Raw genomic sequence first — 14,168 nt, 5'->3', positions numbered from 1 at the left:
TGGGGTTGAGCACCGTAGCGCTGCTCAGGCCCGTGGTTGGGCTCCAGGCATAAGTGGTGCCGGCCACGGCCGTGCCGGTGCCAATGGCTACGGGCACGTTCGAGCAGGTTGCTTTGGCCAGGCCCGCATCAGCCACAGCGGCGGGGTTCACGGTCACGGCCACGGTGCTGGTGGCGGTACAACCCTGGGCCGTGGTGGCGGTCAGGGTGTAGGTGGTGACGATGGGCGCGCCGGTCAGGTTGGGCAACGTCACGGTGGGGTTGAGCACCGTAGCGCTGCTCAGGCCCGTGGTTGGGCTCCAGGCATAAGTGGTGCCGGCCACGGCCGTGCCGCTGCCAATGGCCACCGGTACATTCGAGCAGGTCGATTTGGCCAGGCCCGCATCAGCCACCGCCGCCTGATTCACCGTTACCGCTACCGTACCCGTGGCCGAGCAGCCGTTGGCCGTCGTAACCGTCAAGGTGTAGGTGGTGGTGATGGGGGCGCCCGTGGTGTTGGTCAGCGTAATGGTCGGGTTCAGCACCGAAGCGCTGCTGAGGCCCGTAGCGGGGCTCCAGGCGTAGGTGGTGCCGGCCACGGCCGTGCCGCTGCCCAGCGTAGCGCTGGCTCCCGAGCAGAAGGCCACGGCTGGGCCAGGCGTGGCCACTGCGGCCGGGAATACCGTGACAACTACCGTGCTGGTGGCCACGCAGCCGTTGGCCGTGGTAGCCGTCAGCGTATAAGTCTGGGTGATGTTGGCGCTGGTCAGGTTGGGCAGGGTCACGGTGGGGTTGAGCACCGTGGCGCTGCTCAGGCCCGTGGCCGGGCTCCAGGCGTAGGTGGTACCGGCCACGGCCGTGCCGTTACCAATGGCCACCGGTACATTCGAGCAGGTCGATTTGGCCAGGCCCGCATCCGCCACGGCAGCCGGGTTAATGGTCACAACCACGGTGGCGGTAGCCACGCAGCCGTTGGCCGTGGTGGCCGTCAGGGTGTAGGTGGTGTTGATGGGCGAACCAGTGGTATTGGTGCCGGTCACCGTGGGGTTCAGGATGTTGGGGTTGCTCAGGCCCGTAGTTGGGGTCCAGGCGTAGGTAGTGCCGGCCACAGGCGTGGCCGTGCCGCCGAGCGGGGCCGAAGTCGTGCCCGAGCAGAAGCTGATGGCCGGGCCGGGCGTGGCTACGGCGGCCGGGTTCACCGTCACTACCACCGAAGAAGTGGCCGTGCAGCCCGTGGCGCTGGTAGCCGTCACGGTGTAAGTTTGGGTGATGGGGGCGCCGGTGGTATTGGGCAATGTCACGGTCGGCTGGGCAGCAGTAGCGCTGCTCAGGCCGGTAGCGGGGCTCCAGCTATAGGTATAGCCGGTCAGGGCCGCCGTGCCGATGGGGGCCGAAGCCACGCCCGAGCAGGTGCTCAGGGCCGGGCCGGCATTGGCCGTGGCGGCGGGGTTCACCGTCACGCGCACCGTGCCCACGCTCGAGCAGTTGCTGCCGACGGATACAGTGAGGGTGTAAGTCGTGACGATGGGCGCGTTGGTCGTGTTGGGCAGCGTCACGGTGGGGTTGGCCACGGTGGTGCTGCTCAGGCCCGTGGCCGGGCTCCAGGCGTAGGTGGCACCCGCAATGGGCGTGCCACCGAGCGGCGTTGAGGCCACGCCGGGGCACACGCTGCGGTCGGCGCCGGCATCGGCGGTGGGCGGGGGCGTCACGGTCACCGTCACGGTGTTCGAGATGGTGCAGGTACCGTCGGTGCCCGTAATGGTATAGGTGGTGGTGGCCGTGGGGTTCACGGTCACGGTGGTGCTGGTCGAGCTGATGCCGCCGCCGCTCCACACGTAGGTCAGGCCGGCCTGGCCCGTCACGGTGAGCGTGGTACTGCCGCCCAGGCAAATAGTGGGCGACGCCGCCGCCACCACCAACGCGGGCAGCGGGCGGATATCCACAGTTTTCACCACCGAGTCGGTGGGGCAGCCGCGCGAGGAAATGCCTTTCAAAATCAGCGTGCCGGTGGTGTTGGCGCTGTTCCAGGTCACGTTCACCGAGCTGGTGCCCTGGCCGCTGCTGATGGTGCCGTTCAGCACGCGCCAGCTGTAGGAGGTGGGCGTGGGGCCGGCGGCGGTGTAGGTGCGCACCACGGCCGGGTCGCACACCGTGGCCGGGCCGTTGATGGCGTTGGGGCCCGCCGCGCGCGTCACCGTAACGCGGAACACATCCGACGCCAGCTTGCCGCCGCAGCCGTTGTCGCGCACCGTGATGGCGATGTCGTAGGGCGTGGCGCGGGCCTGGCCGCAAGCCGAGTTATACACGAACGTGCCCGATACCGTGCCCGTGCCGGTAGCCGTGGCCGTGCCCGTGCCCGTGGTGGACTGCACCGTGCCCGTGCTGTTGTTGAAAGTGGTATTAAACGGGCCGCTGCCGTCCAGCAACACACTATTGGCCGTGAGCACCAAGGGGTGTCCCGGCGTGCTGGACTGGGTGGCCGTAATCGGAATGCTCAGCGACTGCCCTTCCTCAATCGTATAGTTGCGGGGGATACTGATAGTTGAAGGCAACACAGGGGGCGGCGTGGCCGGACAGGTCGAAACCACCAGCTGCAAGTCGCGTCGCGTAGTCCCAATCAGCACTTCGCGCCCGTTGATGTTGCGGTATTCCTGCACATCCACCGCCACCACGTAGAGGCCGTTGGTGGTAGCGCCGTATTTGGCCACGCCGGTGCTGGCGTTAAGTAAGGCAAAATTGCCCGCTCCGGTGCCGAAAGGATTGGTGGTGCTATAGCTGGTGTTGGCGTAGGGCACGGTCTGGAACGTGGGCGGCGAGGTAGCCGCGCTGGTCAACAGGTTGTAAGGCGTGCCAAAGGAGTATGCCAGGCGGTCACCGTCGGCGTCCACGGCGTTGTTGAGCGAGATGGTGGTATCGTTCTGGCAGACGATGGCCACGGCCGTGTCCGAAAAAACGGGGGAGCGGTTGTAGATGAGCGGCGGAGCCATGCTCACGTAGAGCGTCAGGTTCTGGCTGCCCGAGTTGGAGAGGTTGGTGATGCCGGCGTTGCGGGCGCCCACCGAATACACGGCGTAGTAGCCGTCGAACGAAACCGGCAAGTTCACCACCTGCGTGAACTTACACAGGTAGAACGGCTGGCTGGGGCCCTGCACGGCGCAGCCCGTGGGCACGGGCGGCGAAATGGGCGCCGGCAGGTTGGTATTGGTGGGCGTGGGCAGCACCCGGGGAATGTTGAGGTTCAGCAGCACGCCGCCCGTGGTGCGGTTGTACACCGTGACCGGGGCAGTGGTAGGTGGCGGGGCAATGCCATTGGCGTTGGCATTGGTGTAGAGGCCGTTGCTGTAGATGGTGACCGTTATTTCGTAGCGAAACGGCGCCGCCGTAGTGCCGTTGGCGTCGAGGTAGCGGTAGCTCATCTCGCCACCCAGCAAGTGGGTAGCGTGCGCCGGGGCCATGCTCAGCACAAGCAGTGCCAGCAGCAGAATTGACCCGAAAAAACGCTGTGGTAAGGTTTTAAGCATACAAAGAGGTAAAGGGAGGGAATGCGGAACGAAAATCCGGCGGCCCGCAGGCCGCCGGATTGGTGAAGCGGATAATTGGAAAAACGAACCGACAGAAAGCTACTCGCGCACCACGCGGCGCACGGCGGTTTCGCCCTTGGCGTTGCGCAGCTGCAGCATATACACGCCGGGGGCGAGGCGGCTCAGGTCCAGCTCGGCATCGGCGGCGGGGCCGAGGCGCAGGCTGGTGGTGAGCAGGGTGGCGCCCAGCAGGTTTTGCACGGTGGCGGCGTAAGCGCCGGCGGCGCCGGCATCGGGCAGGCGCAGGTGCACCCGGCCGTCGGGGGTGGGGGTGGGGTAGAGGCTGAGGCTGGGCAGGGCCTGCGCCTCACGGGCCGCCAATGGGCCGAACACCAACTGATAGTCTTCTACCTCGGCGTTCAGCACGTTCACGCCGCAGGGGTTGGGCGTGTTGTTATTGGCCGCTATCATCACCCGCATCCGGGCGCTGAGGCCCGCGGTGGGGGTCGGCACGGTGAAGGAAGTGGTGTAGGTAGCCGCGTTGGGGCCCGCAGTGGTGGTGCCGTTTACCAGCAGCTCGTTGGTGGCGAATACTCCGTTCTGATTATAATCAACCCACACCCAGGTGCTATGGGCAGCCGCCAGGTTCGCCGTCACCGTGATGTTAACGGTGCGGCTGGCGCCCATGGTGATGGGCTGCGTGGTGTAGTTGCCGTAGCCGCCCGTCGAGTTGCCCGTCGTGTTGTTATACGCCGGCTGGGCGTTGCTCACCAGCACCGTCTGGATGCTGAAGGGGCTGGGTTGCTGAACGCCGCCGACGCCGGTGCCTCCCGTGCCATTGGCAGCGCAGTAGTTGAAGCACGGCAGCTGAATGGTGAGGTAGTTGAGGCGCGTGGTGGTGGCCGAGCCGTTGGTATTGGTGGCCGTCAGGCTCACGGTGTAGGTGCCAGCCGTGGTGTATTGGTGCGAGGGGTTCTGGGCGGTGCTGGTGGTGCCATCGCCAAAATTCCAGAGCCAGGAAGTGGGCGCGTTCTGGGTGCCATCGGTGAACTGCACGGGGTTGATGCAGTTGCCGGCCACGTAGTTGCTCGTGAAGCTCACCAGCGGGGGCGCCGTGTTGGGCCGCGCAATGATGGTGTAGTCTTCGGCCTGGCCGCTGGCCTGGCTGGCGCAGGGGCCGGTGCTGTTGCCCACGGCATCGGCAATCACGCGCAGGCGCAGGGGCTGGTTCAGGGTGATGGTGCCGGGCAGGGTGATGTTGGTGGTGGGGCTCACCGTGTTCAGGGCCACGTAAATCTGCTCGCCGCTGGTCAATGAGCCGTCGTTATTCGAGTCGAGGTACACGCGGATGTCGTGCGCGTTGGTGCCGCCCGTGGTGATAATCATCTGGGTGCTCAGGCCCACCATCAGCTCGGCGCGCTGGGTGCAGGTGAAATCCTGGTAGCCGGCGCTGCCGTCGGCCGAAGAATTATCGATGGTGCCCAGCCGGAAGCGGACGATGCCGTAGTTGCCGAAGTAGTTGATGGTGGTGGGCGTGCAGGAGGCAGCCACGGGCACCTGGGTGTTGTAGGTGATGCTGGTGGCGGCGGTGGTATTGTTGCCGGCTGCGTTGGTGGCCCGCAGCGTCACGGCGTAGGTGCCAGCGGCGGTGTAGCAGTGGCTGGGGTTTTGCACGGTGCTGGTGGTACCGTCGCCGAACGTCCAGAGCCAGGCCGTGGGCACGTTCTGGCTGGCGTCGGTGAACTGGATGCAGCCGGTGCAGGTGGTGGTGGCGCTGGTGGTGAAGCTGGCCACCGGCGGGCTGGCGTTGGCCGAAAGCGTCACGCTGTAGTCCTCATCCTGCGAATACACCGGCGTGGAGCACGAGGTCGGCACCGGGCTGTTGGCGTAGTCGGTGGCCACGCGCATGCGCAGGCGCGACGTGAGCGTGGCCGTGGACGGCACCACGAAAGTGCCCGAGTGCGTGGTGGCGTTGTCGGAGCTGAACACCAGCTCGTTGTTGCCCGTGAAGGCGCCGTCGTTGTTGTAATCAATCCACACGCGCACGTTTTGGGCGGGCGAGGTGGTGCGGATGCTGATGGGGTAGCTCTGGCCCACCACCAGCGCCGCGTTTTGCGTGCAGCTGTAGTCGTGGTAGCCGGCCGTGTACCCCGTGCGGTTGGCCAGCACGGTGGTGCCCACCGTCACGTTCAAAAGAGCCATCCCGTAGAGCGACGGATTGCTGATGCTGGCCGAGCCGGGGGTGCAGGCCGCCGTGATGGGACAGGTTTGGGCCTCAGCGGCCGACGAGACGCCCAGCGTTAACACAACGGCCGCTACGCCGGAAGCAATACGGGACCAGGAACGTAGGAGTGGAAGCATACGGTATTTTGTGGGAAAACAATAGAATTCAATGGATAAATGTAAGGAGAAAATGCCGACCTCAAGGCCGGAATCGGCCATTTTTGGTTTTTATTCGTCCATATCCCGAACGAGTTCGGCCAATACTCCATTTTACCCCCCTGCCGGGCGCCAGTGCCTTGCCTGACCGCCGCCGCTATGCCGGGTTTAAAAGCCTCTGGCAAAAATCGCACCACCCGGCCGTAAATTTGGGCGCATCCTTTCCTTTTTGCTTTTTTCAGCCTTTTCAAGTTTTCTCTTCAATCCATGCCTTCTCCAACTGTTCTTATCACCGGCGGCACTTCGGGCATTGGCCGGGCCTGTGCGTTGGCTTTCGGCCGGGCTGGCTACCAGGTAGCAGTCACGGGCCGCGACGAAAATAAACTCGCTGAAACTGCCCAGGCACTGGCCGCGGCCGGTGTAGCGCACCTCACCGTGCGGGCCGACGTGGGCGACGAGGCCGCCGCCGGCCGTGCCGTACAGGAAACCGTGACCCGCTTCGGCGGCCTCGACGTGCTGCTCAACAACGCCGGCATCAGCATGCGCGCCCGCTTCCAGGATGCCGACTTGGAAGTCATCAAGCGGCTCATGCAAACCAACTTTTTCGGCACCGTCTTCACCACCAAATTCGCCTTGCCCCATCTGCTCAAAAGCAAGGGCACCATTGTGGGCATCAGCAGCATTGCGGGCTACCGCGGGCTGCCGGGCCGCACCGGCTACTCGGCGTCCAAGTTTGCCATGAATGGCTTTCTCGAAGCCCTGCGTACCGAATTGCTCGACCAGGGCGTGAATGTGCTCACGGCCGCGCCGGGCTTCACCGCCTCCAACATCCGCAACACGGCCCTGGCGGCCGATGGCTCCTCGCAGGGCGAAAGCCCGCGCGACGAGGGCGCCATGATGAGCAGCGAGGCCGTGGCCGACGAAATCCTGCGGGCCGTGCAGCAGCGCAAGCGTACGCTGGTGCTCACCGGCCAGGGCAAGCTGGTGGTGTTTCTCAATAAATGGCTGCCGGGGCTCAGCGACAAGCTCGTGCTGAACCACTTCCGCAAGGAGGAAAAGGGCGTGGACGTGGGATAGGGGCTCGACCGGGGCGCCTCACCCCCGGCCCCTCTCCTCCGGGAGAGGCGAGCCACGGCGGGGCAAGCAACCAACTGCGTATTTTTTATAAATCAAAAAAGCCCTGACTCAAAAACGAGCCGGGGCTTTTCTGTTGAACATCATCAGGCTCCCCTCTCCCGGAGGAGAGGGGCCGGGGGTGAGGCGCCCTCGTTGGGAACCCCTGACTACAGCGTCGCCTTCTGGGCCAGCTTCACGGCCTCATACATGTCCACGATGCCGCCAGTCACCGACAGCGTGCTGAAATCGACCTGTTTCTCGGTGCCGGGCACCGAGACTTTGGTGTGGTGCACCTGGGCCGACTGCATGATGATGCGCTTCAAATCGGTGGCCGTGAGCTTGGGGAAGTACGACTTGAGTACCGCCGCCACGCCGGCCGTCACGGGCGAGGCCATGCTGGTACCACTTTCGTTGCCAAACGTGCTGCCGGGCAGCGTGCTGAAGATGCCCACGCCGGGCGCAAACACATCCACGGCCTTCTTACTGTAGTTCGAGAAATCCGCGGGCAGGGAGGCGTTGTCCTTCGGGCCGGAGGCGCCCACGGTGAGCAGGTTGGGCACCGGGGCCTTGTTGATGTAGAAGGAGGCCGGGTAGTTGTCGGTCACGTCGAGGTTGTTGTTCTCGTTGCCGGCGGCGTGCACCAGCAGCACGTTTTTGGCGGCGGCGTACTTGAAGGCGGCTTCCACGGCGGGGCGCTGGGGCGAGAACTCCTTGCCGAAGCTCATGTTGATGATGCTGGCGCCGTTGTCGACGGCGTAGCGGATGGCGTTGGCAATGTCCTTGTCGCGCTCGTCGCCGTCGGGCACGGCGCGCACCATCATGATGCGCACCGGGGCCGGGGCCAGGCCCTGCACGCCAAGGTTGTTGTCGCGCACGGCCGCAATAATGCCCGACACGTGGGTGCCGTGCATGGGGTCGGGGCCGTGGAGGTCGTTGTTGCCGTAGTAGCGCTGGGTGAGGTCGTTGGGGTTGTCCTTCACGATGTCGGCGCGCGGGTCGAACTTCAGGTTGAGCGAGTTGTCGAGCAGGCTGCGCTCCTGCTTCACGCCTTCGTTGAGCTGGCTAACCAGGGCGTCGCCATCGGCGGCGCCGGTCTGGCGCATCATCTCCAGCAGGCCGGCGGCGGCGCGCTTGAGGTTGGGGTCTTCGGGGTTGGCGTTTTTGAGGGCGGTGGTATCCAGCTTTTCGGTGCCGAGGGCCTGCTTCATGGCGGCCACCATCTGGCTGAGGGGGCCGGCCATGCTTTCGACCTCTTTGTTGCGCTCGGTTTCTTCGGCCAGGCGGGCTTTGTAGGCCTTTTCGGCTTTCTGGTAGAGGGCGTAGTCGGCCTTTTCAGTGGGCTTCACGGTGGCGGCGGTTTTGCCCTTGAAGCGCACGCGGCCGGCGGCCACAATGCGGGTCAGCTCCAGGGTTTCGGCGTTCACGTTGCGGCCGTCGGGGCCGCCGAGGAAGTTCCAGCCGTGCACGTCGTCCACGTAGCCGTTCTTGTCGTCGTCGATGCCGTTGCCGGGGATTTCCCTGGTATTCGTCCATAAAATCGGCTTCAAATCGACGTGGGCCGTGTCGATGCCCGAGTCGATAACGGCTACTACGACGGGCGTCGGCGTCAGCGATTTCAGCAATTCATTATAAGTGCGGGTGGCGCCTACGCCGGGCACTTTGTCCTGCTCGGGGTCCTTGAGGTACCACTGGGCGGCGCTCTGGTCGCCGATGGGGGCGGGCTTGGCGGGCGCCGGGGTTTCGGGCGGAATAGCATCGGCCGCCACGGGAGCGACCACGGGCACACTCACGGCCGTGCTGGTGGTAGATGCGCTGGCCTGGGGCCGGCGGGCACAGGAAGAAAACAGCGTGACGGCCAGCAACAGGGGCAGCGAAACGCGGGGGAAGGTTGTCGTCATAAGCAAGCAAAAAACCGCGCGACGGGGCGGCCGGGGGTTGAGAAGGCGAAGGTATAAGGGCTGAAACGGTAATCAGGGTAAAGACGTGCCCGGCCGCCCAATGTTGCGCCGCCCGCCAGTATGGGCAGCTTGCCGCAACCCGGGCTACTTCGTGGTTTCAGATGCACCGGCACAGGAGGCCCGTGTCACCGGCTGCAACGGTATCAGGTAACTTCACGCCCCCATTCCGGTTTCTCGCCCATGCTCCGACACCTCCGCCCGCTCGCTACGGCCCTGCTGCTGCTCACTGTTAACTGCTCCCTGTTAACTGAGACGAAGGCCCAAACGCCCAAAACCTACACCTCGTCCGAAATCCTGCTGGGCCTCAAGAAGCTCAACGTCCTCGGCTCGGTGATGTACCTCGCCGCCCACCCCGACGACGAAAACACCCGCCTCATCGCCTACCTGGCCAACGAGCGCCTGCTCGAAACCAGCTACCTGAGCTGCACCCGCGGCGACGGCGGCCAGAACCTCATCGGCCCCGAGCTGCGCGAAGGCCTCGGCGTGATTCGCACGCAGGAGCTGCTGGCGGCCCGGCGCCTCGACGGCGGCCGGCAGTTCTTCACCCGCGCCAACGACTTCGGCTTCTCCAAAACGGCCGACGAAACCTTTCGCATCTGGGACAAGGAGCAGGTGCTCGCCGACCTGGTGTGGGTCATCCGCCAGCGCCGGCCCGATGTGCTCATCACCCGCTTCCCGCCCGATGCCCGCGCCGGCCACGGCCACCACCAGGCCAGCGCCATCCTCGCCGCCGAAGCCTTCGACGCCGCCGGCGACCCCAAGCGCTTCCCCGAACAGCTCCAGTACGTGCAAGCCTGGCAGCCCAAGCGGCTGCTCTGGAACACCGGCAGCTTCTTCGTGAAGCCCGGCGAAAACATGGACGGCTACCTCCGGCTCGACGCCGGCGGCTACAACCCCCTGCTGGGCCAGAGCTACGGCGAAATCGCGGCCCGCAGCCGCTCCAACCACCGCAGCCAGGGCTTCGGCTCGGCCGCCCAGCGGGGCGAGGCGCTGGAGTATTTCCAGCCCATGAAAGGCGACAAAGCCACCAAAGACCTGTTCGAAGGCGTGGACCAGACCTGGAACCGGGTGCCCGGCGGCGCGGCCGTGGGCAAGCTCATCGAGGAGGTGATTCGCAAATACGACCCGAGTAACCCCAGCGCCAGCGTGGCGGGGCTCACAAAGGTTCAAGACGCCCTGTTTCGAATTAAAAATGATATTCGTATCTCGTCCTCTAAAGATAAAAACTACTTATGGGTCGACGAAAAGACAAAAACAATCCGAGCTCTTATTCAAGCTTGTTCGGGAATTTATGCAGAAGCAACTGTAACCGAACCAACCGTGGCGAGTGGAGGAGAAGCTACGATTGAATACGAAATAATTAATCGGTCAAATCTTCCTATCAAGTTGAATAAGGTAAGAGTTGAGAAACTTGATTTTCCAGGCGACCCGTTTTCTTTTACAATTGATGAACAGCGGATTGATGCTACCCAGACCACAGAATTGACTCGGAATAAACGGGTGAATGGAAAAGTGATGCTTAAAGGACTCAACAATGCGCTGATTTCCCAGCCGTATTGGCTGCGTGAACCTGGCACTATTGGGATGTATAAGTTTGAGGAGCCATGGACGAAAAAAGTTGCAAACGACCAGTTGCGTGGAACTCCGGAAAATGCACCAGTTGCTTCGGTATATATATCTTGTTCATTAAGCGAAGCAAACGGTGAGAGTTTTCCAATCGGAATAACCATCCCCGTCCAATACAAGCACACCGACCCAGTGCTGGGCGAATTATACCAGCCGCTGGCCGTGGTGCCGCCCGTGCTGGTGAACCTGCCGCCCGCCCGTTCCTACGTCTTCGCCGATGCCCAGCCCAAGACCGTGCCCGTCACGCTGCGGGCCGGGCGCGCCGGGGTGAGCGGCCGCTTGGCCCTGGCCCTGCCCGCCGGCTGGACGTGCGAGCCCGCCACCGCCGACTTCGCCCTCGCCGCCAAAGACGAGGAGCTGACCGTGAACTTTCAGGTGCAGCCCCTGGCCGGCGCCGCGCCCGGCCGCGCCGAGCTGCGCGCCACCGCCACCGTGGCCGGCCAGGCCTACGCCCGCGGCATCCAGAAGATTGAGTACCCGCACATCCCCACGCAGTTCCTCTTCCCCGAGGCCGTGGCCCCGCTGGTGAAGCTCGACCTGAAGCGGCGCGGCCAGAACGTGGCCTACCTCATGGGCGCCGGCGACGAAGTGCCCGACGCCCTGCGCCAAATCGGCTACAACGTGACCCTGCTCGAACCCAAAGACCTCACCGCCGCCACCCTCAAAAAATTCGACGCCCTCGTGGTCGGCATCCGCGCCTACAACACCGTCGACCGCCTCAAAACCCAGCAGCCCGAAATCCTCAAATACATCGAAGCCGGCGGCAACGTGGTGGTGCAATACGTGGTGAACCGCGGCACCGTCATGCCCGAAATCGGCCCCTACCCGATGACCCTCAGCACCGACCGCGTGACCGTAGAAGACGCCCCCGTCACCCTCACGAAGCACCAGCTGCTGGCCGCCCCGAACAAGATTACTGCCGAAGATTTCAAAGGCTGGGTGCAGGAGCAGGGCCTGTACTATCCCTCGAAGTGGGACCCGAAATATCAGACCGTCATCTCCAGCAGCGACCCGGGCGAGCCGGCGAAGGAAAGTGCCATTCTGGTGACGGACTACGGCAAGGGCCACTACATCTACACCGGTTTGTCGCTGTTTCGGGAGCTGCCGGCGGGCGTGCCGGGCGCGTACCGCATTATTACGAACATGATTTCCTACGGGAAGGAACCGGCGCAGTAGCAGCTTGTAGCGTGGACTCTGTGAGTCCGCGCATTGCAGGATGTTCGCCCGGGCGCGGACTCGCAGAGTCCACGCTACATTGCTCGTCATGCAGAGCGCAGCGAAGCATCTTGCGTGCAGTAGTAATTGATTACTTCTGCACGCAAGATGCTTCGCTGCGCTCTGCATGACGTTCTTTTGTGATTAAATTATTATCCTCCGTGTCCGCGCCGCCGTGGCTCCACCTCTCCACCTGAGAGGGGGCCGGGGGGTGAGGCGCCCGCTAGCACATGCTCACAGTTGAAAAAATCGGCGGTACCTCGATGACCGCCTTCGCCGACGTCCTCGACAACATTATCTTCCACAAGCGCGAAGGCGCGGCCCTCTATAATCGCGTGTTCGTGGTGTCGGCCTACGCCAATGTCACCAACTGGCTGCTCGAGAACAAGAAAACCGGCGAGCCCGGCGTCTACCACCGCATCACCCAGCACCAGGAGTTTCGCTCGGCGCTGCAGCAGGTGGCCGACAAGCTCAAGGAGCTGAACAAGAACTACGAGGCGCTGGGCCTGAACCTGGCCGTGGCCGATGCCTTCATCCAGCAGCGCGTCGACCAGGCCCAGGTGTACCTCGACAGCCTCGTGAACGTGCTGGCCTCGGGCTACGTCAATAGCGCCAACATCCTGCAGGCGGCCCGCGAAATCCTGGCCTCGATAGGGGAGGCGCACTCGGCCTTCAACTCGGTGAACATCCTGCAAAACCGGGGCGTGCACGCCACTCTGGTCGACCTCAGCGGCTTCGATGATGCTCAGGCCCTGACCATTGACGAGCGCATCCGCCAGGCCTTTGCCGACATCGATTTTCCGAAAACCATCTGCATCGCCACCGGCTACACCAAGGGCACGGAGGGCATCATGCGCGAGTTTGATAGGGGGTATTCGGAAGTCACCTTCAGCAAGATTGCCGTGGCCGTGCACCCGCAGGAGGCCATTATTCACAAGGAGTACCACCTCAGCTCGGCCGACCCCAACCTGGTGGGCGTGGACCAAGTGCGGCCCATCGGCTTCACCAACTACGACGTGGCCGACCAGCTGGCCGACGTGGGCATGGAGGCCATTCATCCCAAGGCCTCGAAGCCGCTGGAGATAAACGCCATTAACCTGCGCATCAAAAACACCTTCGAGCCCGACCACCCCGGCACGCTCATCACCCGCGATTTTGTGTCGAAGGATAAGCACATCGAAGTCATCACCGGCACCGACAAAGTCGTCATCATCGACATCCACGACCCGCTGATGGTGGGCGCCGCCGGCTTCGACCTGCACCTGATGCAGGTGTTTTTCGACCTCGGCGTGAGCTACATCTTCAAGGCCACCAGCGCCAACAGCATCACGCTGCTCATCTGGGAAAAGGACCTCAAGCCCCAGCTCATGGCCGCCCTCGAAGCCAAGTACGAGAACGTGACCGTGCAAACCGCCGCCCTGGTCTGCCTCATCGGCTCCAACATCGACGAGCCCGGCCTACTGGCCCGCGCCGCCAAGGCCCTGGCCGATGCCGGCATCAACATCCGCAGCGCCGGCTTTGCCCTGCGCAAGGTGAACATTCAGTTCATCGTGGGACGCGAGGACTACGAAACGGCCATCATCGCCCTGAACCAGGCGCTGGGGTAGAAGTAGCGCGGACTTTTAGTCCGCGAGTAACAAACCCTGAAAACTTGTTTTGACCCGCGCCGTTTGGACTCGCGGACTAAAAGTCCGCGCTACATTCACTCCATGACGCTTCGCCAGTTTCTCCTCTTCACGGCCCTCACGCTGCCCGCCTGCGCGCTGCTCATCCTGTTCCTCGACCAGCCGATTACCCTGTTTGTTCACCGGCACACCGGCTGGGCCGAGCCGCTTTTCTCGGCCTACACCGCGGCCGCCGATACGGCCTACGAAGCGGCCGTGAGCACCCACATGCTTAAGTTGCCGGTGCTGTATCTGGCATTGTTGGTCCTGTTTGTGTTGGGCCGCTGGGTGCTGAAGCGCCGCTGGGGCACGCTGGCGCTCATCGTGCTGCTCACCCACATTGCCAGCCAGGGCACCTCCAACGTGCTCAAGGGCACGGTGCACCGGCTGCGGCCGGAGGTGCTTTTCAGCGGCGGCTACCCGGGCACCGGGCTGTGGGCCACCGGCCCGCACAACGACTCGTTCCCTTCGACGCACACCGCCATCTATTTTAGCCTGTTCTGGCCGCTGGCGCTGGCGTTTCCGCGCTGGCGGGTGCCGCTGCTGGTGCTGCCGGGCCTCATCATGCTAGGGCGGCTGGTGATGGGCGCGCACTACCCGTCCGACGTGTGGTTTTCGGCCTGGCTGGTGGTGGCCTACACCTTCCTGTTTAGCCTGCTGGACAGGCCGCGGCCGGTGGAAATGTAGAGACGCGACACTTCGCGTCTCCTC

General features: G+C 63.9%; 6 protein-coding genes and 1 pseudogene. 4 read left to right on the top strand and 3 right to left on the bottom strand.

Annotation, left to right across the window (positions count from 1 at the left end; translation table 11 throughout):
- Both Q4S41_RS11650 and Q4S41_RS11645 read right to left on the bottom strand, forming a co-directional pair.
- Positions 1-3,499: pseudogene (locus Q4S41_RS11650) on the bottom strand (hypothetical protein); the annotation flags it as partial.
- A 99-nt stretch (positions 3,500-3,598) separates the two neighbouring features.
- A complete protein-coding gene (locus tag Q4S41_RS11645) occupies positions 3,599-5,860 on the bottom strand; it encodes a GEVED domain-containing protein (RefSeq protein WP_305031285.1) in 2,262 nt (753 codons plus the stop codon).
- 285 nt (positions 5,861-6,145) lie between these two features.
- On the opposite strand from Q4S41_RS11645, the gene Q4S41_RS11640 reads away from it, so the two are divergent.
- Complete coding sequence (locus Q4S41_RS11640; protein WP_305031284.1) at positions 6,146-6,955, top strand: SDR family oxidoreductase; 810 nt, start codon at positions 6,146-6,148, stop codon at positions 6,953-6,955.
- A gap of 206 nt (positions 6,956-7,161) precedes the next feature.
- Here Q4S41_RS11640 and Q4S41_RS11635 read toward each other — a convergent pair whose 3' ends face one another.
- Entirely contained in the window at positions 7,162-8,892 is a 1,731-nt protein-coding gene (locus Q4S41_RS11635; RefSeq protein ID WP_305031283.1) for a S8 family peptidase, read from the bottom strand.
- 240 nt (positions 8,893-9,132) lie between these two features.
- Between Q4S41_RS11635 and Q4S41_RS11630 the strand changes: the two genes are divergently transcribed.
- The 3 genes from Q4S41_RS11630 to Q4S41_RS11620 all read left to right on the top strand — a co-directional run bounded on the left by Q4S41_RS11630 (position 9,133) and on the right by Q4S41_RS11620 (position 14,144).
- A complete protein-coding gene (locus Q4S41_RS11630) occupies positions 9,133-11,754 on the top strand; it encodes a PIG-L family deacetylase (protein ID WP_305031282.1) in 2,622 nt (873 codons plus the stop codon).
- Positions 11,755-12,023: 269 nt separating this feature from the next.
- Positions 12,024-13,400: an aspartate kinase gene (locus Q4S41_RS11625; protein ID WP_305031281.1), complete on the top strand. Its 1,377-nt coding sequence runs from the start codon at positions 12,024-12,026 to the stop codon at positions 13,398-13,400.
- A gap of 102 nt (positions 13,401-13,502) precedes the next feature.
- A complete protein-coding gene (locus Q4S41_RS11620) occupies positions 13,503-14,144 on the top strand; it encodes a phosphatase PAP2 family protein (protein ID WP_305031280.1) in 642 nt (213 codons plus the stop codon).
- The last annotated feature ends 24 nt before the right edge of the window (positions 14,145-14,168 follow it).

This window comes from Hymenobacter convexus, assembly GCF_030580955.1.
In the GTDB taxonomy this organism is placed as follows: domain Bacteria; phylum Bacteroidota; class Bacteroidia; order Cytophagales; family Hymenobacteraceae; genus Hymenobacter.
This window is presented reverse-complemented; position numbering and strand designations above follow the sequence as displayed.

What these genes read in the sequence shown, in the direction of transcription:
- Q4S41_RS11645 (WP_305031285.1), bottom strand. Translation starts at nt 5,860, where the DNA reads ATGCTTCCACTCCTACGTTCCTGGTCCCGTATTGCTTCCGGCGTAGCG.
- Q4S41_RS11640 (WP_305031284.1), top strand. Translation starts at nt 6,146, where the DNA reads ATGCCTTCTCCAACTGTTCTTATCACCGGCGGCACTTCGGGCATTGGC.
- Q4S41_RS11635 (WP_305031283.1), bottom strand. Translation starts at nt 8,892, where the DNA reads ATGACGACAACCTTCCCCCGCGTTTCGCTGCCCCTGTTGCTGGCCGTC.
- Q4S41_RS11630 (WP_305031282.1), top strand. Translation starts at nt 9,133, where the DNA reads ATGCTCCGACACCTCCGCCCGCTCGCTACGGCCCTGCTGCTGCTCACT.
- Q4S41_RS11625 (WP_305031281.1), top strand. Translation starts at nt 12,024, where the DNA reads ATGCTCACAGTTGAAAAAATCGGCGGTACCTCGATGACCGCCTTCGCC.
- Q4S41_RS11620 (WP_305031280.1), top strand. Translation starts at nt 13,503, where the DNA reads ATGACGCTTCGCCAGTTTCTCCTCTTCACGGCCCTCACGCTGCCCGCC.